This is a genomic window from Phocaeicola sp., assembly GCF_057861905.1.
The window spans coordinates 25,863-47,958 of record NZ_DBMACV010000015.1 but is presented as its reverse complement, the minus strand read 5'-3'; the positions used below and the strand labels follow the sequence as shown (position 1 = coordinate 47,958).

The window sequence follows — 22,096 nt, the reverse complement described above, 5'->3', positions numbered from 1 at the left end:
AAAGGCTGTCTTGACGAGACAGCCTTTCTTGCTTTGAATAAGGGAATACTATTCGGATTGAATTTTCTATAAATCTTTACCCATCCTCTCCCCTTTCAATCATCATTCTTTATTTAAAGATCGTGGTTTTGCATACGATATTCTGCCAATTTCTCGTATTTCGTTCCTGGACGTCCATAATTACAATATGGATAAATAGATATTCCTCCACGAGGAGTAAAGATTCCGGTTACTTCGATATACTTGGGATCCATCAGCTTAATCAGATCCTTCATGATAATGTTTACACAGTCTTCATGAAAATCACCATGATTGCGGAAGCTGAACAGATATAGTTTCAGACTCTTGCTTTCTACCATCTTGACATCGGGAAGGTAACTGATACGAATTTCTGCAAAATCCGGCTGTCCGGTAATGGGGCAAAGACTGGTAAACTCCGGACAATTGAAACGTACCCAATAATCATTCTCGGGGTGCTTGTTTACAAATGCTTCCAAGACTTCAGGAGCATAGTCTTGTTTATAAGTAGTAGTTCTTCCCAATATTGTCAGTTCATCTTTTCTTTCCATATACTACAATCTAATATTTTAACCAAAACATCATTTTTTCGCTCGCGCATGTATCAATCAACTCACGAGAAACGATTTTATTTTTCCTTGCTGGCAAGATATTTTTCAAGTCCTTCCCGACGTAAGGTACATGCAGGACAGTGCCCGCAACCATCACCCGGAATACCATTGTAACAAGTCAACGTTTCATGGCGTATCAAATCGAGCACTCCCAGTTCATCAGCTAATGCCCAAGTCTGCGCCTTATCAATCCACATTAAAGGAGTATGAATCACGAATTGTTCTTCCATGGCAAGATTCAGCGTTACATTCAATGACTTGATGAATGTATCCCGACAATCAGGATATCCGCTGAAATCGGTCTGAGATACTCCTGTCACAAGATGACTAATGCCATGCTCACGGGCATAGACAGCAGCTATACTCAAGAAGAAAAGGTTGCGGCCGGGGACAAATGTATTCGGGAATGTTCCTTCAGGCTTCTTTTCATCCATATGGATAGATGTATCGGTCAATGAGTTTTTACCTAAATGACCTATAAAAGATACATCCATCGCTTCAAATTCCACTTCGGCCTTACGTGCTATTTCACGAGCCAGTTCCACCTCTTTTACATGCTTCTGCCCGTATATAAAGCTCAGTGCATATACTTTTTTAAAATGTTTTTTTGCCCAGAAAAGGCAAGTGGTAGAGTCTTGTCCTCCACTGAAGACAACCAGTGCAGCTTCGTTGTTCATATTAAATTTCTTTTATTTTCAATACATTATAAGAAATATGTTCATCGTATACATCACTATCGTCCACGCGCTTAATGTATTTGACTATACGAATAGTGATAGGCAGAATGATTACTTCATACATAGTTTTAAGAACTACCTGTACCAGCATCATTTTACCCAATTCGGACACCGGCATCAAACCGCCAAATGCCAATGGGAAAAAAATCAGTGAATCGGCACTTTCGCCAAAAACAGTCGAAAGAATGGCACGCGCAGAAAAGTTTTTTCCATGTGATGCTATCTTCATACGACTCATAACGTATGCGTTGATAAACGAACCGACTAAAAACGCAAGAAGGCTGGCTACAGCGATACGGGGTGCCATTCCAAATACAAAATTAAAGCCATCCTCGCCTTCCCAGAAAGGTGCTGCCGGCAAAGCTACGGCAATCTGGCCCATCGCCACTACCATGAAGTTCATAAGGAAACCCATCCAGATGATAAGGCGCGCCTTACGGAAGCCCCATACTTCGGCTATGCAGTCATTAATAATATAAGAGATTGGAAATACAATCAGTCCGGCAGTAACAGAAATCGGACCTAACTGAACTACTTTGGTTTCTAAAAGATTGGCTGCAACCAGACAGACACAAAACACAATACCCAAAACCATAAAAGGTACTGATACGAGATTTTCTTTTTTCATCGCTCCTGTTTTTTACGTGGTGTTCTAGAATACACGGCCGTTATTCACGGCATCGCATGTTAATGTTCTCTTGTTTTTAATTGGGCGCAAAGGTACAAACTTTTTGCCGATTTACAAATAAACACTTATATTTGTGCATACTAAATTCATCCTGACATGGCAAAGAATAACTTACTCAGCGAAAAGCTGAAATATATAGGAGAAAGTGAAACTCCTACTCATCTACACCTATGTAGCTATAACGCCGAAGGAACACAGGTCTGTCGCGGTGACCTGCAAGAGATAATCTCTCAACTCAAGACAGATTGCATCAACTGGATACAAGTACATGGCTTGCAAAACACAGAAACAATACATCAGCTGTGCAGCCATTTTAATATAGACTTCCTCACTACGCAGGATTTATTAAACTCAGAACATCTGACAAAGATAGAGGAGCATGAAACTTATAATGTAGTTATTCTGAAACAACTCTCACCGACAGCAGAGAATGAACTTATCCCCCAACAGCTTTGTATCGTACAAGGAAAAGACTTTGTACTGACCTTTGCCGAGAAAGAAACAGACTTCTTCAATGAAATAAATATTGCACTGGAAAAGAACGTCTTGAAAATCAGAAACAGGCAGTCAGACTTTCTGCTGAGTGTCATACTAAACAGCGTTATGGCAAGTTTTATGTCGCTCATTTCTAAAATGGAAGATGACCTGGAAGACTTGGAAGAACAGTTTCTCTCCCCGCTCTCTCCTATCCCCGAAAAACAACCGGGTATAGAAGAAATACAATCTTACCGTAGAAACTACCGATTGATTAGAAAAAGTATTTTCCCACTGAAAGAACAGATAAACAAATTGTTCCATACCGAAAACCAACTATTGCATAAGGCAAACCGTCCGTTCTTCAGCGACGTAAACGATCACTTGCAATTTGTATTGCAAACCCTGGAAGGATGTCGCGATTTACTTTCTGCCATGGTAGATTTGTATCTGGCAAACAATGACCAGCGAATGAACAGCATAATGAAACAGCTTACTATTGTTTCTACTATTTTCATACCTCTGACGTTTCTGGCAGGAATATGGGGAATGAATTTTCAATGGATGCCGGAATTGGGATGGAAATACGGGTATTTTTTGGCATGGGGACTGATGATCGTTGTGGGAGTCATTGTGTATTTCTATTTCAAGCATAAAAGATGGTATTAAACTAACAACTATTGTATTTCAACTTATATCGCAAAGACATGAGAAAACAAGAATTATACGATCGGGCTATCGCTTATTTCAAACAAGCTATTCCTGTAGCTGAAACAGAGTTACACTATGAAAATCCTTTCCAGTTACTGATAGCAGTGATACTGAGTGCGCAGTGTACGGACAAGCGAGTCAATATGATCACTCCGCCCTTGTTCGAAGCCTTTCCTACTCCGGAAGCTTTAGCCAACACAACACCTGAAGTCGTATACGAATATATACGTAGTGTAAGTTACCCAAACAACAAAGCAAAACATCTGGTAGGTATGGCGCAAATGTTAGTTAAGAACTTTCAGAGTGAAGTGCCCAATACACTGGAAGACCTGATAAAACTGCCCGGAGTAGGAAGAAAAACAGCCAACGTAATACAAAGTGTAGTATTCAATAAAGCTGCAATGGCCGTCGACACACATGTATTCCGCGTAAGTCATCGCATCGGACTGGTTCCGAAAACTTGTACTACCCCTCTGGCTACCGAAAAGTATTTAGTAAAATATATTCCTAAAGAACTTATTCCAACGGCACATCACTGGCTGATATTACACGGCAGATATGTGTGTACAGCACGCAATCCCAAATGTGAAGAATGCGGACTAAATGGAATCTGTAAGGAATCACTAAACAGCAAAATCAAATAAGCTCCATCACAAAGCCAATACCCAACGGTGGAAAAGAGAACTATATACATAAAAAAAATGCCATATCACTACTTTACAGTACCGATATGGCTTATATTATAAAATACATCAGAGCTTTACCGCTCTCTCTTAATCTATTACAAGTCCGTCGTATGCCAGATGTACATGCTCAGGAAGTTGCTTGTCTACTTCGGCATGCAATCCCATCTGATGACTCATATGTATAAAATAAGTTTCTTTTGCTCCTATACGTACTGCTTGTTCCAACGCTTCCGAAAGCGACTGATGCGTCCAATGAGGTTCGATGCGCAGTGCATTCATAAACAAGTAATCCAATCCTTTCAGCACTTCATACGATTCATCAGGCATAGTCAGCATATCTGTAATCCAAGCTACATTACCTATACGATATCCCATAATTGGTAACTTACCATGCATCACTCTGAATGGGATCACATCTACCGACTTTCCCGACAGGTTAGTAACCTGAAAAGTCTTGTATGGTTCTATCACAGAAAGCGGGATACTGGGTACTCCCGGATAGGTATGCTCTACAAAACAATAAGGCATACGCTTTTGCAGGCGGTCGGCTGTATATTCCTCTGCATATACAGGTACATCCCGAAAGCTACAGAACGGACGAAGATCATCCAACCCTCCCACATGATCGTAATGTTCATGGGTTATCAAGACTCCATCAATAGGCAGGAACGTTTTTACACCAAGACTTTGTTGCCTGAAATCTGGTCCGCAATCTATCAAAATACGTACCCCATCCGTTTCTACCAAACCAGAACAGCGCAGACGATTATCGCGCGGGTCAGTACTGGTACATACCGGACATGTACATCCCACTTGAGGTACACCTGTAGATGTTCCGCTACCTAATACCGTTACTTTCATCGTGTTATCAAGTATCTTAAATATAATTCACTTCAGGATAAATATCTATACCGAATTTCTCCTTTACGGAAGCAACTACGGCATTCGCAAGATGCATAACTTCCTGCCCTGTAGCTCCTCCCAAATTAACCAGCACCAGTGCCTGGCGACTATGAACACCTGCGTGCCCCAACGATTTGCCTTTCCAGCCACATCGTTCTATCATCCATCCGGCAGGAACTTTCACAAAGTTTTCACCAGCCGGATAAGAAGGCATATCAGGATAAGTCCGCCGCAAAGCCTCAAACTGCTCTTTGGAGATAACCGGATTCATAAAGAAACTTCCAGCATTTCCCGTTTGGGCTGGATCCGGAAGTTTGTCTTCCCTAATACGGATTACTATACGACGCAAGTTCTCTAAGGTCAGCGGACATGCTTCTTTTTCCAGTTCCGTACGAATATTTCCATAGTCTAAATGCCATACGGGCTGCTTATGCAAACGATAAGTCACATATGTTACTATATATTTCCCCTTCAGGTCCAATTTGAAAATGCTTTTACGATAAGCATACTCACATTCCTTATTGGTAAACCGACGAAATTCTCCGGTATCTACACATACTGTATCGACAGCGACTATCAAATCTTTAGCCTCCACACCGTATGCACCAATATTCTGAACAGCCGAAGCACCTACTTCACCCGGTATCAACGACAGATTTACAGCTCCATACCAGTTATGTTGTACGGTATACGCTACAAAGTCATCCCACACTTCCCCTGCTCCGACTCGTACGTCGACAGTGTCAGAAGTTTCGGCTACAATTTCATAGCCCTTGATGGCTGAATGGAGTACAGTTCCCTCAAAATTACCCGAAAAGAGCAGGTTACTTCCTCCTCCGATATGCAACAACGGAAGCTTATAACTCTTCTGCTTCAAGAAAGTACAAAGTTCATCTTCCGAACCATATTCCACAAAATACGCCGCATATACATCCATGCCGAACGTATTATGATGCAAAAGAGAATAGTCTTTCAGTTCTTTCATATCTGTTTTTATAATAAAAATAAGTTCTACTTTCCTAAAAGGCCCAGCGAATCAGTCACTCAAGTCTTCAAACTTCATCAGCATCCACTTTCCACCACGATACTCAAAGTAAAGTGTATTGCTGAAGCCATTACCAAATCCCTTGAATTCGATAATTTTCTGGTCCGTGTCAGCTACCTCCTCTTGTCCATAATGCACATTTGTCAAACGCTCTTTCAGCATCGGCGGGCGGAAAGAAAACCATTGTCCTTCATCAAGAGTTGTTTCAAGAATTTGAAACTCATCTTCCGGATCGACCGTAACAAAACCAAGTGGGTCATGTAAACGTTCACGCTGAAAAATGGAATCATTGACGAAATGATTGTAAAAGTCAAAAAAATCTTCACGTCCTTCGGATGCCGAAGCCAGCTTTTCCTTATTGATAGCTTCCAGATACCAACAGTCGGCAACACGTTCAAAATAGTAGCGTTTAACCTTCCGATCCTTCAGATAAATCCAGTCTACCTGCACGCTATGTATGGCTGTATCTTTTTCCATCTCCATATCCTCTTCCTTATCGAACAGTACGGTATAGACCGGATCACGGCTAAACAACGGATCATACACCCATTTATCTTTCGACATACGCTCTACCTGCTCACCCTTATAAAAAGGTATAGGAAATTTTATCCGTGAACGCTGGAAACGTGCATCGGAAGCAAAATTATAAAAGAAATCGGCGAAACTCTCATCGGCTGTAGCCGGAACTACATCTTCTACCTCCGGAGTTTCTTTCTGTAATGTATCGGTGCCAACAGCCAGCGAATCAATCTGTTTAGTTAAAGCATCAAAAGGATCCATTTTTTTCTTTCCTCCCCCACAAGAGGCTGCCAGCATAAGTACACAACACCCAAATAAAACTTTTTTCATCTTAGTGCTTCTGAAAAATCACGTGCAAAAATACGTCTTTTTTTCATTCAACAAATAAAACATATACAGTTTTCTTTTTTATGAGCTTAAAAAGACAAAATTTCAGTTTAAATCCTTACCTTTGCGCACAAGAAAATAATAAAAAGAAGAATATGTTAGCAAAAATAGAACAGTTACTTCAAGAAGTGGAAGGCTTGACAGCTTCGAACGCAGAAGAGCTGGAAGCCCTGCGCATCAAATATTTAAGTAAAAAAGGTGTAATCAATACACTGATGGCAGATTTCCGCAACGTTCCTGCCGAACAGAAAAAAGAGGTGGGTATGAAACTGAACGAGTTGAAGAACCGTACTCAAGAACGTATCAACAGCTTGAAAGAAGCTTTCGAGTGTCAGGACAACAGTTCTGCCGAGCTTGATCTTACACGTACAGCTTATCCTATTGAACTGGGAACAAGACATCCGTTAAGCATCGTCCGCAATGAAATCATCAATATCTTCAATCGTCTGGGATTCACAATCGCCGACGGTCCTGAAGTTGAAGACGACTGGCATGTATTCTCGTCGATGAACTTCCCTGAAGATCATCCGGCACGCGACATGCAAGATACTTTCTTCATCGAAAGCCATCCAGACATTATCTTGCGTACACATACATCATCTGTTCAGAGTCGAGTAATGGAAGTTTCACAGCCTCCTATCCGAGTTATCTGTCCGGGACGTGTATACCGCAACGAAGCAATCAGTTACCGTGCTCACTGCTTCTTCCATCAGGTAGAAGGTCTGTATGTCGACAAGAATGTTTCGTTTACCGACCTGAAACAGGTATTGCTCCAGTTTGCACAAGAAATGTTCGGACCTGAAACAAAAATCCGTCTGCGCCCTTCATACTTCCCATTTACTGAACCCAGCGCAGAAATGGATATCAGTTGTGACATCTGCGGTGGAGAAGGATGTCCTTTCTGTAAATATACCGGATGGGTAGAAATCTTAGGATGCGGTATGGTAGACCCGGCTGTTCTGGAAGCTAATGGCATCGACAGCAAAGTATACACGGGTTATGCCTTCGGTATGGGAGTTGAACGTATCGCCAACCTGAAATATAAAGTAAAAGACTTGCGTATGTTCTCGGAAAACGATACTCGTTTCCTTGAAGAATTCGAAGCAGCAAACTAATTTAATACACAGCAAACAAGAAACGCGGATTAACGCAGATTTTCAGATACGCCGATAAAGGTGAATGAAAGTCTATGTTAATCCGCGTTTTTCAAAAATAAAATTAAGAAGATATGGAAAAGGAACGTCTTGTCACACCCAGTTATTGTTGCATACTGGCAGCCAATTTTCTGTTGTATTTCGGTTTCTGGCTACTGACACCCGTTCTCCCCTTTTACCTATCGGAAATATTCAACGCTTCAAATGCGACAATCGGTATAGTACTTTCTTGCTATACTATTTCTTCTCTCTGCATCCGACCCTTTTCGGGTTACTTTCTGGATACGTTTGCACGTAAACCACTCTATCTGCTGGCTTATTTTATCTTTACACTGATTTTTGCCGGATATATGATTGCTGGACTACTGACTCTGTTCATTATATTCCGTATCGTACACGGCATATCCTTTGGAATGGTTACTGTAGGAGGAAATACCGTCGTCATCGATATTATGCCTTCCAGCCGGCGTGGAGAAGGATTGGGTTATTACGGACTGGCCAACAATCTTGCCATGTCCATCGGTCCGATGTTTGGATTATTCCTGCATAGCGGAGGAGCTTCCTATACAACGATTTTTTCTTATTCTCTCGGATCGTGCATACTGGGCTTCATAGCTGCTACACTGGTAAAGACTCCCTATAAGCCTCCCGTAAAAAGAGAACCAATTTCGCTGGACCGCTTTATTTTGCTGAAAGGTCTTCCTGCCGGCTTCAGCCTGCTCTTGTTATCCATTCCTTACGGTATGACGACAAATTATGTGGCTATGTATGCCAAACAGATAGGACTCACAACCGAAACAGGTTTCTTCTTTACCCTGATGGCAGTAGGAATGGCCATCAGCCGTCTGTTCAGCGGACGCCTCGTAGACAAAGGCATGATTACACAAGTTATTTCGGCAGGGCTCTACCTGGTCTGCCTGTGTTACTTCGGACTCACGGCATGTGGCTGGCTCATCGACTGGAACAGCACCTTTACCACAATTCTGTTTTTCCTGATTTCCTTATTATTAGGTATAGGATTCGGAACAATGTTTCCTGCATACAATACATTATTTGTTAACCTGGCTCCCAACAGCCAGCGAGGAACAGCAACAAGTACTTATCTAACGTCATGGGATGTAGGGCTTGGCATAGGAATGCTAAGTGGAGGATATATTGCAGAAATTGCTTCTTTCCGCATTGCCTACCTGTTTGGCGCCATCCTGACAGTAGTTTCCTTGTTTTATTTCCGCTTTAAAGCAGGCCCGCACTTCATAAAGAACAAACTGCGCTAAAGTCCGGCAACAGGGATGTCTTTCTATTCTTTGTACGTAAAGACAAAAATATGCGAAAGTTTTCCATTTACGTTCGTTACCTGAACTGACAATATAAACGAGCGGAACAATTCTACATGATCGTAAATAAAGGCAGGCAGATAGTCTTTATAAGCATTCAGATTCTGAGCAATCTTATCCATGTCTGCCACCATAATAAACGAAGCATCACGCGACAGATTTGAAACACATTCATCGAACAATGTGTGGTGGGGGGCGACCGCTACCTTCGATATACAAGAATCAACCTTTTCCTGTCCGGATAAAATCAGAATGCTATCTTCTGCATGCGTCTGGATATTCTTCATCCGCTCTTCAATCTGATGCATACATGAATCGGGAGCATACATAGAACCGCTTAAATAGAAAACCTCACTACTCAGGTGGATATCAAACTCACTCCAGCACACTGTACTATCACCAGCCAGCAAAGGAACAGAAGCCGTATGCCCGTAAAGAGTCAGAAAATTAGCAGTCTTGGTATGTGCCACCGCCGTAAATCCCTCATCCTGACGCAGGGAGGTCTTGTCCTTCTCTGCATCGATAACCTTTTCTATCAAAGATTTCTGATAGCTGACAGCCAAAAAACCTTTTCCATTATAAATGGAAACGAAATCGCCGTTATTTACCGGATAAATATCAATAGACTTACCACGGTATGACACCTTTTTAGGCTTAAAGTTTATTCCCCTCTTACGCACCATCTCACGCACAAACTTCTTCCCCGGTTCATTGGTCTTAAAATAAATAACCAAATTTCTTGGAGAAGCCGGTGCGTGAAAACTGACCATCATATAATCCATCCGATTGTGCAAATCGTGGGCATTATTAAGAACATAGGGAGCCAGATCATTTCCGATAACCGACAGAAGACCACTGCGTTGTAATGTGTCCAGTTGACCGGCATACGTAGTTTGAGGGAAAACATTGACAATAAACTCTATATTATCCGTTTCCAGAAGGCCGATACAATCGGAAGGGACAGAAGCCAGCACGTCAGTCTCCTTTCCACTCTCTGCAAAACTCAGACGGGCAAAACTGTAAAGCCCAACCCCAATACAGAATAATATAATGGAAAGTATTACTCCTAATTTACCGACCGTACGCAGCTTCATAGTAATTTATATTTTTTATGCAAATATAAATAAATAATTAAAAAGTGCAAAATCGGAGAAATAAAAAAGCGATTCTCATGCTGAGAACCGCTTCCTTTTCAGATGGGTGACTAGTGGGACTCGAACCCACGACATTCAGAACCACAATCTGACGCTCTAACCAACTGAACTATAGTCACCATATAAATTATAATGTATGGCTGCTTTAATGAAAGGGTGACTAGTGGGACTCGAACCCACGACATTCAGAACCACAATCTGACGCTCTAACCAACTGAACTATAGTCACCATGTTGATTATCCTTTCAAAAGCGAGTGCAAAGGTATACATTTATTTTGAATATGCAAATAGTTTGGGCAAAAATTTTCAATAAAAGTATACTTTGCACTTTAACCAGCCTCTTTTAAGACCTTTTACTTATTACTTGTAAATAGCCTTCTTTCCGGCAAGCAACGTATTCTTCATCAACGATACGATGGTCATCGGTCCTACTCCTCCCGGAACCGGAGTGATATACGAACATTTAGGAGCAACTTCATCGAATTTCACGTCGCCTGTCAGCTTAAAGCCTGACTTCTTTGTCGCATCGGGTACACGCGTAGTACCTACGTCAATCACTACTGCACCTTCTTTTACCATGTCGGCTTTCACAAAGTTGGGCTGTCCCATGGCTGCAATAATAATATCTGCTTCACGGCATTCTCTTACAAGATCCTTGCTCCGGCTGTGACAAACCGTAACCGTAGCATCGCCCGGATAGGCCTTCTGCATCATCAGCATAGCCATCGGCTTGCCTACGATGTTGCTTCTTCCCAGTATCACGCATTTTTTACCCTGAGTTTCGATGTTATAACGTCTCAGCAATTCCAAAATTCCATTTGGAGTAGCCGATACATAACAAGGAAGACCAATCGACAATCGTCCTACGTTGATAGGATGAAAACCATCTACGTCCTTCCGATAGTCTATTGTTTCGATAACTTTCTGTTCGGAGATATGCTTGGGCAGAGGCAACTGTACGATAAATCCGTCAATATCGGGATCATTATTCAACTCGCGTACTTTTGCCAACAGCTCTTCTTCAGTTACATCGCTTTCGTAACGGATGAGGGTAGACTTGAAACCGCAGACTTCACATGCCTTAACCTTTGCGGCAACATACGTTTCACTTCCTCCATCGTGTCCCACCAAAACCGCAGCCAGATGCGGACGTTTGCCTCCATGGGCAACAATATCGGCTACCTCGGCAGCAATTTCTTGCTTAACCTGTTCCGAAACCTCTTTTCCATTAATCAATGTCATAATACAAACTGCAATATTAGGTTGTTCATAGTATTAACAAATGTACGATTTTTCGACGGCGCTTGGCAGGGATGGATTCTGCGTTTATATTTTATTAACAGATTTGTTTTATCTTCCATCAATATGCCTGCCATTTTTTATTTTAACGGCAGATCCGAATATTTCTTATGCCCCAATAATTTCGACTGCCATAAAATACTGAACGGAAAACGCCCCGACACATTAAAGCCAACTGCCTTGTCCAGGTTCTCCTGCCTGTCGGCTTTAAACTGCGGACGCAAGCGGGCATATTCTTTTCTTGCCTGTATTACGGCACGGAAATTTGCCCAATCGCCCTTCAGTAAAAAGACACATGCAGCCACATAATCCAGACATGCACGAACCCTCATCACTGGCCTCAATTCTTCCGGCGGAAGGTTTTTATACAGCATCAGCAGGTTATTGCGGAAATTCAGAAATGTCTTTCGAGGATTTTCCTTTTTCAACGTAGCACCTCCTACATGCCAGGCGACACTCTCGGGCAGGCAAACCAGTTTATAGCCACGGCTTCGCAAACGCCAGCACAAATCAATCTCTTCCATGTGGGCAAAGAAACGTCCGTCCAGACCGCCTACTTCGCGGTATTTATCCAGCCGGATAAACAACGCAGCTCCCGTTGCCCAAAATACAGAAACGGGGGCATCGTACTGTCCTTTATCTTTTTCTACGACCTCGAAGATACGCCCGCGACAGAACGGATAGCCATAGCGGTCGATAAATCCTCCGGCCGCTCCAGCATATTCAAAACAATCCTTCTGCTTCCAGTCGAGCAGTTTAGGCTGACAGGCTGCAACTTCCGGATGAACATCCATATATTTCACCATCGGTGCCAACCATCCGGGAGCAACTTCTACATCGCTGTTGAGCAGCACAACATATTCGGCGTCCACATGCTCGAAAGCTTTATTGTAACCATCGGCAAAGCCGTAATTTTTATCCAGGCGGATCAGACGGACTGCCGGAAACTCTTGCTCCAGCATCCGGCAGGAATCATCGGAAGAGCCATTGTCTGCCACACAGACCTCTACCCCGTCGCCAGCCGAACAGGTCAGGACAGAAGGAAGAAACCTGCGAAGCATATCAGCCCCGTTCCAATTTAAGATAACTACAGAAACCTTGTTCATATAATTGTTCCTTTCAGCGCGGTACCATCTTCATTGAAATCGCCCAGCCGAACATGTATCAAATGATTATCCAGATCGTCGTTGTGATTCAATTCCACGCGTATATAATTGGACGTAAATCCATGCATCGGAGCACCAGTCTTGGAATGTTCCATCAACACAGTTGCCTCCTGCCCGATATGACGTGCATAGAAAGCCCTGGTCTTTTCATCCGACAAAGCCAGAAGACGCTGACTTCTCTGATGCTTATCTTCGGGAGATACCACATAGTCAATCTTCAGAGCTTGTGTTCCGGGACGCTCCGAATAGCTGAACACATGCAACTGAGTAACATCCAGACTGCGTATAAATTCATAAGCCTGTTCAAAATACTCCGGAGTTTCGCCTCGTGTACCCACAATCACATCCACGCCGATAAAGGCATCGGGCATCAGCAATTTAATCTTCTGTATCTTGTGTGCAAAAAGTGCAGTATCATAGCGACGACGCATCAGCTTCAAGACTTCATCGCATCCCGACTGTAGAGGTATATGGAAGTGAGGCATAAAACGGCGTGAACGGGCCACATATTCTATAATCTCATCAGTCAGCAAATTGGGCTCAATAGACGAAATACGATAACGTTCGATTCCTTCCACCTCGTCGAGTGCTTTTACCAGATCAAAGAAACTTTCACCCGTAGTTTTTCCGAAATCACCGATGTTGACACCTGTCAGGACTATTTCCTTGCCTCCTTCAGCAGCTACCTGACGAGCCTGTTCTACCAGATCGGCAATCTTCCCGTTACGACTTCTTCCACGCGCAAACGGAATGGTACAATAAGAGCAGAAATAATCGCATCCGTCTTGTACCTTCAGGAAATAGCGGGTACGGTCACCTCTGGAACACGAAGGCACAAACGTACGTATATCCTTAGTAGCCGTAGTAATCGCTTCCCCATGTTCATGCTTTTCCAGATTACCCAGATATTTCATCAGGTCGCCTTTCTGCTCGGCGCCCAACACCAAATCTACTCCCTCTATATCTGCTACCTGCCCCGGCTTCAACTGTGCATAGCATCCTGTCACCACAATAAAGGCTCCCGGATGAGCCTTAGCCAGACGATGAATGGCCTGCCTGCATTTCTTATCTGCCATTTCAGTAACCGAGCAGGTATTAATCACACAAATGTCCGCTTGTTCGCCCTTGCGTGCAGTACGTACACCTGCCTCTTTTAATGTTTTACCGATAGTGGAGGTTTCTGCAAAATTCAGTTTGCAGCCCAATGTATAATAAACAGCTTTTTTATTCTGAAAAATAGTTGTATCTGTCATACCTTAATATAATGATTCGAATTGCAAAGTTACGCATTATTATCTGAAGCGCATCCTATCTTACCCAAAGATAGGAACAAAAAAAGGATTTCTTCACCGGAAACCCGCGCTAACTCTAAGGGAAAAGGGAAAATCGTCTTAAATATACGCATTATCTACGTATTTTCCGCGCCAGAAAACATCTTTTATGAAGAAAACTATTTAAAAACATATTTTTTTTGAAAAAAAACGCTCCAAAGAGAACAACGTATTAAAAAAGTCTATATCTTTGCATCGTTTAAGAAAACAACATAAGTATTACAGATTTAAAAAAGCAAAGAAAATGAAAAAATTAGTATTTTTGTTCGTAGCATTCGCTGCTGTATCTTTCGCATCATGTGGTAACAAAGCAGCTAACAGTGAAGAAGCAGCTGACTCAACAGCAGCAGTTGAAACAGTAGAAGAAGCAGCTCCGGTTGTTGACTCTACAGCAGTTGTAGCTGACTCAGCAGCAGTTGATTCTGCAGCAGTAGTAGCTGAATAATTTCGAACAACATTCGAGAGAATTGAAAGTCTGGCATGCGCAAGCATTCAGACTTTTTTTATGCCCATACGTTTCCTCTCTCCTGATAGTTGAGCCATCTTTTCACGAAAAAGATTTCATGACTCAATCTCATCGCCTTTCACAGGCTACCCCGCAACACTTCAAACTTCTCATGTTGCCGGTACAATAAACTCTACCTCCGTCCTTCCAACTCACACTTCATGTAACATAAAGAACAATCTTACCTAAAACAACACAGGGTAATATCTCAGCATACACATAAGACTCATGCACTCATTTCATAAAGCGCCATATTCACTCCGTCAGAACACGCTGTCCTAAAAATATTTTTTGTACAAAAAATATTTCTTTTTGTACAAATTTTCCGAAAACGTCAGGAGATTCTCTTGAACATGTAATAAGAAAAGAAGAAAAATCCCAAGAGAAAAGATAAAAGCCACCATCTTCCTCCGCAATCACCTGAAATCATTCCCAAAGACAGAAAACCCAATTTTCTATCCCCTACCAGCAGAAGAGAAAAAACTACAAAAAAAGAAATCCCGAGTAGAACAAATATCTACTCGGGATCTTATCAAGTATTTACAGACTGCAAAATTAAGCTTCTTCTGCAACAACTTCGAAAGGTATTTCAACAGAAACTTCCTTGTGAAGTTTAACGATTGCTTTATAGTGACCAACTTCCTTAACTGCATCCTTAACAACGATAATCTTACGATCGATGTTGTGACCCAATTTAGCAAGTTCTTCAGCAATCTGAATATTACCTACTGAACCATAGATAACACCTGTAGCGCTAACTTTTGTAGCGATCTTCAAAGATACATCCTTCAAAGATTCTGCAACTGCTTCAGCATCTTTCTTAATCTTTTCCAATTTGTGAGCACGCTGTTTCAATTCTTCAGCCAGCATTTTCTTAGCAGCCGGAGAAGCGATAACTGCTTTGCCTGTCGGAATAAGATAGTTACGACCATAACCTGACTTAACGGTTACAATATCATTCTTGTAGCCCAAGTTAACTACGTCTTCTTTCAAAATAATTTCCATACTCTTATTCCTCCTTTAATTATTTCATCATATCAGTTACGAAAGGCAGCAAAGCCAAGTGACGAGCTCTCTTAACAGCCTGCGCAATACGACGCTGGAACTTCAATGAAGTACCTGTAATACGGCGCGGAAGGATCTTTCCCTGTTCGTTCAAGAATTTCTTCAGGAATTCAGGATCTTTGTAGTCGATATACTTAATACCACTCTTTTTGAAACGGCAGTATTTTTTCTTTTTAACGTCTACTGAAGGCGGAGTTAAATATCTGATTTCTGATTGTTGCTGTGCCATGATTAGTTTTCCTCCTTTTTAGTTGATTTAACATTTCTTCTCTTAGCAGCGTATTCTGCAGCGTATTTGTCCATCTTGAAAGTCAAGAAACGGATAACACGTTCGTCACGACGGAAGTTTACTTCGAGTTTCTCGATTACCGACGGTTCTGCTTTAAACTCAATCAGCTGATAGAAACCTGTAGATTTCTTCTGAATTGGATAAGCCAATTTCTTCAATCCCCAGTTTTCTTCATTAATGATCTCCGCACCTTCTCCTGTCAGGATAGCTTTGAACTTTTCTACCGCTTCCTTCATCTGAACATCAGATAAAACGGGAGTTAAAATGAAAACGGTTTCGTATTGATTCATACTATTCGTTGATTAAAATATTAATAATAAATTTTCAAATGCGGCGCAAAGTTACGACTTTTTCTCTAATATACAAATCATTGCGCTCTTTTTATATGATAAAGAATGTTATTTTAAGACATTTTCTTATACTATATATGGTAAAAGTATCGTATATTTGCATAGTTGCTTAAACAATAATTAGATGATAGAACAGTTCAATTTTGACATACAGCTTATTTTTGCTATACTAAACGGAAAGGTTTCGGCTGCAATCAACCGCAAGCTGAGTCGTAACTTCCGTCAGAACGGAATGGACATAACACCAGAACAATGGACGGTATTATTGTTCTTGTGGGAAAAGGACGGTGTAACGCAGCAGGAACTGTGTAATGCTACTTTCAAGGACAAACCCAGCATGACACGTTTAATCGACAATATGGAACGTCAGCATCTGGTAGTGCGTATATCCGACAAAAGAGACCGGCGTACCAACCTGATTCACCTGACAAAAACCGGCAAAGAACTGGAAGAAAAGGCACGCTTCATTGCCAACAAAACCCTTAAAGAAGCACTTCATGGACTAACACTGGAAGAATTGCGAGTAAGCCAGGAAGTTCTCCGTAAAATCTTTACCAATACAAAAGACTAATAGTAAGCTTTTTTATTTTTTTTCATCAAATAATTTCTTCAATACAAGAATTATCCTTTAATTTGTAACCAAGAAAAAAATAAACCATAAAATAGAAGACACACATGAAAAGCTTATTAAAGAATTTAGGATTGATACTGGTTGTAATCGGAGCAGTAATCCTGATTGCTTGCTACTTTGGAGGCAACGTAAACAACAATTCGATTTTAGCAACTTCTCTGATTCTCATTATCGTTGGATTAATTTCCTATATCGTCCTAAACAGACGTATTGCCGACTAATACTGAGTCAATCCGGAAAAGAAATAAAAAAGCCTGAGTTCTAAAAGAATTCAGGCTTTTTTATTTCTATAGCTTTCCATTACTATCATTCTTGTTCGGGAGTAATCAGTTTGTAACCCTTACCGTGGATATTAATGATTTCGATAGAATCGTCATCTTTCAAATGCTTACGCAATTTGGTAATATATACATCCATGCTTCGGGCATTGAAGTAATTATCGTCTATCCAGATAGTCTTCAAGGCAAAGTCACGCTGCAGAATCTCGTTGGCATGTGCACAAAGCAGTCCCAGCAATTCAGATTCTTTGGTAGTAAGTTTGGTCTGCTTGTCACCGATTGACAGAATCTGTTTCTGTGTATCGAATGTAAAGCGACCGATCTTGTACATGTTGCTTTCCTTATTACGTTTACCACGTACACGACGCAGGATAGCTTCAATACGGAAAGTCAGCTCTTCCATACTGAAAGGTTTTGTTATATAATCGTCTGCACCAATTTTGAATCCTTCCAGAATATCTTCCTTCAATGTTTTGGCAGTAAGGAAAATGATAGGTATCTCAGCATTAGCCTGACGGATTTCCTGAGCCAAAGTAAAACCGTCTTTCTTCGGCATCATAACATCGAGCACACACAAATCATACTTATTCTTCAAAAAGGCCTTAAAGCCGGCTTCTCCATCGGGAAACAACTCTGCCGAATATCCTTTTGCCTGCAAATATTCTCTTAACAGCATGCCAAGATTCTCATCATCTTCGCATAACAAAATACGCAATTTTTCGTCCATATCAATCTTCTTTAAATAAAGGTAATACAATTATAAATTTAGTTCCCACATTCAGTTCACTTTCGGCACGTATCGTTCCCTTGTGATCTGTGATGATCTTCTTCACATAGGCCAAGCCCAAACCAAAGCCTTTCACGTCGTGCAAATTGCCAGTATGAACCCGGTAGAACTTTTCAAATATTTTTTTCAGGTTTTCTTTCTTGATACCGATACCATTATCCTCTATCGATATATGAAGCTTTCCCGATTCATTCCAAGTACGAACTTTCAAATGGATATTGACATCCGGTTTCTTGTACTTCAATGCATTATCCAAAAGGTTGAAAATTACATTCGTAAAATGCATCTCATCTACATAAACAAATGGGTCATCCGCATCAAGTGCTACATCCAAGGTACCGTTACAATTCTCTACCTTCAAACGGAAGGTATTGGTTACTCCATAAATCAACTCGTTGGCATCAACCTCTTTCTTCTTTAAGGTAGCTTTCTGACGCTCGAACATAGACATCTGAAGCACTTTTTCTACTTGGAAGCGCAAGCGCTTGGTTTCGTCGTTTATCACTCCCGAAATGTGCTTGAACATGGCAGGAGACTTACCCACAGCCGGATCATTCAACATTTGTGCAGCCAGAGATATTGTCGAAATAGGTGTCTTGAACTCATGCGTCATATTATTGATGAAATCGTTCTTTATCTCGGTCAGTTTCTTCTGGCGGAAGATAATATAAATGGTAAAAATAAATGTCACCAGCAACACCAGCGTAAAGATGATAGACGGAATCATAAACCGTACAGAACTGAAAATGTAATTATCCATTGTCGGGAAGAATACATTTACAAATCCCATCTTAGCTGGAGGATCTTTTTCAAAAAGCAACCGAGAATAAACTTTCTCATTATCGTATTCATAATCCGAGCAACGATAAATTTCTTTTCCATCACGGTCGGTCACCGTAAAATGATAAGGAATATCTACTCCGTTGTTCTTCAATTCCGAATTCAAAAAATAATCCAGTTGTTTAAAGTTAACGCGTTCCTTCAGCGGCTTGTCGCTCGCCGTATAAAGAATATTGTAAACAACCTCATTCAGCAAAGCACGCTGATAGATATAACGTTCCTTTACGATTTCCTGCAATGTACGAGAAGTCTGAGGAATATTCTTTCCCGTCGAAATAATCTCTTTGGGAATGCTCGAAGGACGATTTATCACCGTTTTCCATTCGAAAGTAGAAATCGTACTTCCATCGGAAGACCCAATCAGCACACTTCCACTCGACTGCGACTGATGCTGTCCTTGAAACTGCTGGGAAAGCTGTGCCGCACGTTCGGTAGCAACAACATCTTTTTCCAAATATTTTTTAGTTTCTACTAATTCCAGGTTATGCACAGCCTGGGCAAGGCTTCGTCCTACATTCTCTTCGAACTGTTCCTTACGCATCTTGACCATCTCTTCTATATAGCTCACCTGCAAATAAAGCAAACTTAGAAAAGAAAGCCCCATTACAATACCTAATATCCAAATAGTTGACTTTTTCATGGAGGCAAATTTAAACGGCTATCATTTACGAGATACTCTGCTTAACATGTTTTAATCCGCGATTCTCTTATATTAACAAAATCAGAAGATTTACATGTTATTTTTTAAACCTCACATCACGTTTTCCGTGGTCTTAGTGCAAAAATAATAAAATTTTAAATTAATAACAAACAAAGTAAGCTAATTGTTTAAGCTTCGTTAAATAAAAAAGGCCGCATTTTTAAGAAATGCGACCTTTGCAACCTATAAAAACAACAACTAGAAAGTTTATGCTTCTTCTTTTTCTTGTTCTTCGAATTCCTTCATCAACTTATTCTGAACATCGGTCGGTACAAGTTCATAACTTGCAAATTTCATAATGAAGGAAGCACGACCTCCCGTCAAAGAACTTAAAGCCGTAGAATAATTAGACATTTCTTTCAATGGAACCTTAGCAGCCAGCTTTTCATAACCTTTTTCACTGCTCATACCCATGATCATACCTCTACGTCCCTGCATATCACTCATTACGTCGCCCAACTTATCGCTCGGAACAAATACTTCTACATCATAAATAGGTTCCAGAATCTTAGGACCTGCATTTTTAAAGGCTTCGCTGAAAGCATGACGACCGGCCAGCATGAAAGATATTTCATTAGAATCTACCGGATGCATCTTACCGTCATAAACGATGACACGCACATCACGGGCATACGAACCAGTCAAAGGTCCTTGTTCCATACGACTCATGATACCTTTCAGAATAGCAGGCATGAAGCGAGTATCAATGGCTCCACCTACCACACTGTTAACAAATACCAATTTACCGCCCCATTCCAAGTCTATCGTTTCAGAACTTTTTACATTTATCTTGAATTCCTGTCCATTAAACTTATAGACTTCAGGAGCAGGCATACCTTCATAATAAGGTTCTACAATCAAATGAACCTCACCAAACTGTCCGGCACCACCCGATTGCTTCTTATGACGGTAATCAGCACGAGCTGCCTTTGTAATAGTTTCACGATAAGGAATCTTCGGCTCATAGAACTGTACCTGAAGTTTTTCGTTGTTTTCCAAACGCCATTTCAATGTACGCAAATGGAACTCACCTTGACCATGTACCAAAATCTGCTTCAACTCTTTAGACTGTTCTACAACCCATGTCGGATCTTCTTCACGCATACGGTTCAATACAGCCATCATTTTCTCTGTATCAGCTTCATTTACAGGCTTGATAGCGCGAGTATATTTCGGATTCGGATATTTAATGAAATTAAAGCGATTCTCACAATCTTTGCCATTCAAGGTATTTCCTGTCTTCACATCTTTCAGTTTCACCGTACAACCGATATCACCAGCACGAAGTTCATCTACCTTTTCACGATTAGCACCGGCACATACATAAAGCTGGGCCATACGTTCCTTTGAGCCACGATCAGCATTGCTCAAATCATCACCTTCGTGTACCACACCACTCATAACTTTAAAATACTGTACATCTCCGATATGCGGTTCTACGGCTGTCTTAAAGAAATACAAGGAAGTAGGTCCGTTGGCATCAGGAGGTACAGGAACGCCACGAGTATTATGAACAACCGGCATTTCATCAACAAATGGAACTACATTGCCCAAGAACTCCATCAGACGGCGAACGCCCATATCCTTACCGGCACATACACAGAACACAGGGAACATACCACGTGCAGCCAGTCCCTTACGGATACCTTCACGCATTTCGTCCTCGGTCAACGATTCCGAATCGAAGAACTTTTCCATCAAGCTTTCATCATGTTCGGCTGCAGCCTCAACCAACGTTTTGTGCCAAGCCTGAGCTTTATCCATTTCTTCAGCCGGAATTTCTTCAATAGTCGGAGCACCACCATCAGGACCCCACGAATATTTTTTCATTAAAAGTACATCGATCAACGAATTGAAGTCGGGTCCGGTAGCCAACGGATACTGAACCGGAACAACTTTAGAACCGTAATTTTCTTTCAACTGTTCCAATACATGGTCGAAATCACATTTTTCACTATCAAGCTGGTTAACCAGGAAGATAACCGGTTTACCCAGCTTTTCTGTATAACGGAAATGATTCTGTGTACCTACTTCGGGACCATACTGACCATTCAACAATAAAATAGCCGTATCCGTAACGTTCAATGCTGTAATAGCAGCTCCCACAAAGTCATCACTTCCCGGACAGTCGATGATATTCAGTTTTTTGCCATTCCACTCTACATGATAAACGGTAGAGAAGACCGAGTAACCATACTCCTGCTCTACCGGAAAATAGTCGCTGACTGTATTTTTGGCAGTGATTCTGCCGCGACGTTTTATAATACCACTCTCATAGAGCAACGCTTCTGTGAGGGTGGTTTTACCTGATCCGTCATTGCCAAGCAGGGCAATGTTTTTGATTTCGTTGGTCTGATATACTTTCATGGTATTTCAAGATTTAATTATTGAACAAAAGGATATGCTTTTCATATCTCTTACATAGTGATGCGC

23 protein-coding genes and 2 tRNA genes are annotated in these 22,096 nt (G+C 41.3%); 7 read left to right on the top strand and 18 right to left on the bottom strand.

Annotated elements, in window-relative coordinates:
- Positions 1-113 precede the first annotated feature (113 nt).
- From queF to ACZM60_RS04940, 3 genes are all read right to left on the bottom strand, one after another.
- Entirely contained in the window at positions 114-569 is a 456-nt protein-coding gene (gene queF, locus ACZM60_RS04950; protein ID WP_021970786.1) for a preQ(1) synthase, read from the bottom strand.
- A gap of 77 nt (positions 570-646) precedes the next feature.
- Complete coding sequence (queC, locus tag ACZM60_RS04945; protein ID WP_340319439.1) at positions 647-1,306, bottom strand: 7-cyano-7-deazaguanine synthase QueC; 660 nt, start codon at positions 1,304-1,306, stop codon at positions 647-649.
- 1 nt (position 1,307) lies between these two features.
- Positions 1,308-1,994 carry a queuosine precursor transporter gene (locus ACZM60_RS04940; RefSeq protein WP_340319440.1) on the bottom strand — a complete coding sequence of 229 codons (687 nt, stop codon included), beginning with the start codon at positions 1,992-1,994 and terminating at the stop codon, positions 1,308-1,310.
- Between the two features lie 156 nt (positions 1,995-2,150).
- Here ACZM60_RS04940 and corA point away from each other — a divergent pair, with 156 nt between their 5' ends.
- Together corA and nth are read left to right on the top strand one after the other, a co-directional pair.
- A complete protein-coding gene (corA, locus tag ACZM60_RS04935) occupies positions 2,151-3,197 on the top strand; it encodes a magnesium/cobalt transporter CorA (RefSeq protein ID WP_489520918.1) in 1,047 nt (348 codons plus the stop codon).
- A 38-nt stretch (positions 3,198-3,235) separates the two neighbouring features.
- Complete coding sequence (gene nth, locus ACZM60_RS04930) at positions 3,236-3,883, top strand: endonuclease III (protein ID WP_021970782.1); 648 nt, start codon at positions 3,236-3,238, stop codon at positions 3,881-3,883.
- A 129-nt stretch (positions 3,884-4,012) separates the two neighbouring features.
- Here the strand turns inward: nth and ACZM60_RS04925 are convergent, their stop codons facing one another.
- From ACZM60_RS04925 to ACZM60_RS04915, 3 genes are read right to left on the bottom strand one after another with little or no spacing between them, the layout of a single operon-like run.
- On the bottom strand, positions 4,013-4,786 hold the full coding sequence (locus tag ACZM60_RS04925) for an MBL fold metallo-hydrolase (RefSeq protein WP_489520917.1): 774 nt from the start codon (positions 4,784-4,786) through the stop codon (positions 4,013-4,015).
- A 16-nt stretch (positions 4,787-4,802) separates the two neighbouring features.
- On the bottom strand, positions 4,803-5,813 hold the full coding sequence (gene murB / locus ACZM60_RS04920) for a UDP-N-acetylmuramate dehydrogenase (protein WP_489520916.1): 1,011 nt from the start codon (positions 5,811-5,813) through the stop codon (positions 4,803-4,805).
- Between the two features lie 51 nt (positions 5,814-5,864).
- Entirely contained in the window at positions 5,865-6,722 is an 858-nt protein-coding gene (locus ACZM60_RS04915; protein ID WP_340319444.1) for a DUF4348 domain-containing protein, read from the bottom strand.
- Between the two features lie 152 nt (positions 6,723-6,874).
- On the opposite strand from ACZM60_RS04915, the gene pheS reads away from it, so the two are divergent.
- Positions 6,875-7,894 carry a phenylalanine--tRNA ligase subunit alpha gene (gene pheS / locus ACZM60_RS04910; RefSeq protein ID WP_489520915.1) on the top strand — a complete coding sequence of 340 codons (1,020 nt, stop codon included), beginning with the start codon at positions 6,875-6,877 and terminating at the stop codon, positions 7,892-7,894.
- A gap of 113 nt (positions 7,895-8,007) precedes the next feature.
- Positions 8,008-9,207: an MFS transporter gene (locus ACZM60_RS04905; protein ID WP_021970777.1), complete on the top strand. Its 1,200-nt coding sequence runs from the start codon at positions 8,008-8,010 to the stop codon at positions 9,205-9,207.
- Positions 9,208-9,230: 23 nt separating this feature from the next.
- Here the strand turns inward: ACZM60_RS04905 and ACZM60_RS04900 are convergent, their stop codons facing one another.
- From ACZM60_RS04900 to mtaB, 6 genes are all read right to left on the bottom strand, one after another.
- Positions 9,231-10,361, bottom strand: coding sequence for a hypothetical protein (locus ACZM60_RS04900; protein WP_021970776.1), 1,131 nt, complete (start codon positions 10,359-10,361; stop codon positions 9,231-9,233).
- A 105-nt stretch (positions 10,362-10,466) separates the two neighbouring features.
- A tRNA-His gene (locus ACZM60_RS04895) sits at positions 10,467-10,540 on the bottom strand.
- 36 nt (positions 10,541-10,576) lie between these two features.
- Positions 10,577-10,650: transfer RNA gene (locus ACZM60_RS04890), tRNA-His, on the bottom strand.
- Between the two features lie 132 nt (positions 10,651-10,782).
- The gene (gene folD / locus ACZM60_RS04885; protein WP_337420147.1) at positions 10,783-11,664 is read right to left on the bottom strand and encodes a bifunctional methylenetetrahydrofolate dehydrogenase/methenyltetrahydrofolate cyclohydrolase FolD; all 882 of its coding nucleotides are present in this window, start codon (positions 11,662-11,664) and stop codon (positions 10,783-10,785) included.
- Between the two features lie 137 nt (positions 11,665-11,801).
- On the bottom strand, positions 11,802-12,827 hold the full coding sequence (locus ACZM60_RS04880; protein ID WP_489520914.1) for a glycosyltransferase family 2 protein: 1,026 nt from the start codon (positions 12,825-12,827) through the stop codon (positions 11,802-11,804).
- The gene (gene mtaB / locus ACZM60_RS04875; protein WP_489520913.1) at positions 12,824-14,140 is read right to left on the bottom strand and encodes a tRNA (N(6)-L-threonylcarbamoyladenosine(37)-C(2))-methylthiotransferase MtaB; all 1,317 of its coding nucleotides are present in this window, start codon (positions 14,138-14,140) and stop codon (positions 12,824-12,826) included. The genes ACZM60_RS04880 and mtaB overlap by 4 nt, the downstream gene beginning before the upstream one ends.
- A gap of 322 nt (positions 14,141-14,462) precedes the next feature.
- On the opposite strand from mtaB, the gene ACZM60_RS04870 reads away from it, so the two are divergent.
- Positions 14,463-14,663, top strand: coding sequence for a PG1828 family lipoprotein (locus ACZM60_RS04870; protein ID WP_021970764.1), 201 nt, complete (start codon positions 14,463-14,465; stop codon positions 14,661-14,663).
- A gap of 615 nt (positions 14,664-15,278) precedes the next feature.
- On the opposite strand, the gene rplI is transcribed toward ACZM60_RS04870, so the two are convergent.
- From rplI to rpsF, 3 genes are read right to left on the bottom strand one after another with little or no spacing between them, the layout of a single operon-like run.
- Entirely contained in the window at positions 15,279-15,728 is a 450-nt protein-coding gene (gene rplI / locus ACZM60_RS04865; protein WP_340319448.1) for a 50S ribosomal protein L9, read from the bottom strand.
- 19 nt (positions 15,729-15,747) lie between these two features.
- Positions 15,748-16,017: a 30S ribosomal protein S18 gene (gene rpsR, locus ACZM60_RS04860; RefSeq protein ID WP_005841178.1), complete on the bottom strand. Its 270-nt coding sequence runs from the start codon at positions 16,015-16,017 to the stop codon at positions 15,748-15,750.
- Between the two features lie 2 nt (positions 16,018-16,019).
- Positions 16,020-16,367: a 30S ribosomal protein S6 gene (gene rpsF, locus ACZM60_RS04855; RefSeq protein WP_294596355.1), complete on the bottom strand. Its 348-nt coding sequence runs from the start codon at positions 16,365-16,367 to the stop codon at positions 16,020-16,022.
- Between the two features lie 184 nt (positions 16,368-16,551).
- On the opposite strand from rpsF, the gene ACZM60_RS04850 reads away from it, so the two are divergent.
- Entirely contained in the window at positions 16,552-16,998 is a 447-nt protein-coding gene (locus ACZM60_RS04850) for a MarR family winged helix-turn-helix transcriptional regulator (protein ID WP_021970278.1), read from the top strand.
- A 104-nt stretch (positions 16,999-17,102) separates the two neighbouring features.
- Entirely contained in the window at positions 17,103-17,279 is a 177-nt protein-coding gene (locus ACZM60_RS04845; RefSeq protein WP_021970279.1) for a hypothetical protein, read from the top strand.
- A gap of 85 nt (positions 17,280-17,364) precedes the next feature.
- On the opposite strand, the gene rprY is transcribed toward ACZM60_RS04845, so the two are convergent.
- The 3 genes from rprY to ACZM60_RS04830 form a co-directional block, all read right to left on the bottom strand.
- Positions 17,365-18,063, bottom strand: a complete 699-nt coding sequence (gene rprY / locus ACZM60_RS04840) for a response regulator transcription factor RprY (RefSeq protein ID WP_021970280.1) — start codon at positions 18,061-18,063, stop codon at positions 17,365-17,367.
- Position 18,064: 1 nt separating this feature from the next.
- On the bottom strand, positions 18,065-19,603 hold the full coding sequence (locus ACZM60_RS04835; RefSeq protein ID WP_021970281.1) for a sensor histidine kinase: 1,539 nt from the start codon (positions 19,601-19,603) through the stop codon (positions 18,065-18,067).
- Positions 19,604-19,870: 267 nt separating this feature from the next.
- Positions 19,871-22,030 (bottom strand): elongation factor G, encoded by a 2,160-nt coding sequence (locus ACZM60_RS04830; protein ID WP_340319450.1) that lies wholly within the window; start codon positions 22,028-22,030, stop codon positions 19,871-19,873.
- Positions 22,031-22,096: the final 66 nt, after the last annotated feature.

Excerpts from the sequence above, each read along its gene's own strand:
- queF (WP_021970786.1), bottom strand. The coding sequence starts at position 569 with ATGGAAAGAAAAGATGAACTGACAATATTGGGAAGAACTACTACTTAT.
- queC (WP_340319439.1), bottom strand. The coding sequence starts at position 1,306 with ATGAACAACGAAGCTGCACTGGTTGTCTTCAGTGGAGGACAAGACTCT.
- ACZM60_RS04940 (WP_340319440.1), bottom strand. The coding sequence starts at position 1,994 with ATGAAAAAAGAAAATCTCGTATCAGTACCTTTTATGGTTTTGGGTATT.
- corA (WP_489520918.1), top strand. The coding sequence starts at position 2,151 with ATGGCAAAGAATAACTTACTCAGCGAAAAGCTGAAATATATAGGAGAA.
- nth (WP_021970782.1), top strand. The coding sequence starts at position 3,236 with ATGAGAAAACAAGAATTATACGATCGGGCTATCGCTTATTTCAAACAA.
- ACZM60_RS04925 (WP_489520917.1), bottom strand. The coding sequence starts at position 4,786 with ATGAAAGTAACGGTATTAGGTAGCGGAACATCTACAGGTGTACCTCAA.
- murB (WP_489520916.1), bottom strand. The coding sequence starts at position 5,813 with ATGAAAGAACTGAAAGACTATTCTCTTTTGCATCATAATACGTTCGGC.
- ACZM60_RS04915 (WP_340319444.1), bottom strand. The coding sequence starts at position 6,722 with ATGAAAAAAGTTTTATTTGGGTGTTGTGTACTTATGCTGGCAGCCTCT.
- pheS (WP_489520915.1), top strand. The coding sequence starts at position 6,875 with ATGTTAGCAAAAATAGAACAGTTACTTCAAGAAGTGGAAGGCTTGACA.
- ACZM60_RS04905 (WP_021970777.1), top strand. The coding sequence starts at position 8,008 with ATGGAAAAGGAACGTCTTGTCACACCCAGTTATTGTTGCATACTGGCA.
- ACZM60_RS04900 (WP_021970776.1), bottom strand. The coding sequence starts at position 10,361 with ATGAAGCTGCGTACGGTCGGTAAATTAGGAGTAATACTTTCCATTATA.
- folD (WP_337420147.1), bottom strand. The coding sequence starts at position 11,664 with ATGACATTGATTAATGGAAAAGAGGTTTCGGAACAGGTTAAGCAAGAA.
- ACZM60_RS04880 (WP_489520914.1), bottom strand. The coding sequence starts at position 12,827 with ATGAACAAGGTTTCTGTAGTTATCTTAAATTGGAACGGGGCTGATATG.
- mtaB (WP_489520913.1), bottom strand. The coding sequence starts at position 14,140 with ATGACAGATACAACTATTTTTCAGAATAAAAAAGCTGTTTATTATACA.
- ACZM60_RS04870 (WP_021970764.1), top strand. The coding sequence starts at position 14,463 with ATGAAAAAATTAGTATTTTTGTTCGTAGCATTCGCTGCTGTATCTTTC.
- rplI (WP_340319448.1), bottom strand. The coding sequence starts at position 15,728 with ATGGAAATTATTTTGAAAGAAGACGTAGTTAACTTGGGCTACAAGAAT.
- rpsR (WP_005841178.1), bottom strand. The coding sequence starts at position 16,017 with ATGGCACAGCAACAATCAGAAATCAGATATTTAACTCCGCCTTCAGTA.
- rpsF (WP_294596355.1), bottom strand. The coding sequence starts at position 16,367 with ATGAATCAATACGAAACCGTTTTCATTTTAACTCCCGTTTTATCTGAT.
- ACZM60_RS04850 (WP_021970278.1), top strand. The coding sequence starts at position 16,552 with ATGATAGAACAGTTCAATTTTGACATACAGCTTATTTTTGCTATACTA.
- ACZM60_RS04845 (WP_021970279.1), top strand. The coding sequence starts at position 17,103 with ATGAAAAGCTTATTAAAGAATTTAGGATTGATACTGGTTGTAATCGGA.
- rprY (WP_021970280.1), bottom strand. The coding sequence starts at position 18,063 with ATGGACGAAAAATTGCGTATTTTGTTATGCGAAGATGATGAGAATCTT.
- ACZM60_RS04835 (WP_021970281.1), bottom strand. The coding sequence starts at position 19,603 with ATGAAAAAGTCAACTATTTGGATATTAGGTATTGTAATGGGGCTTTCT.
- ACZM60_RS04830 (WP_340319450.1), bottom strand. The coding sequence starts at position 22,030 with ATGAAAGTATATCAGACCAACGAAATCAAAAACATTGCCCTGCTTGGC.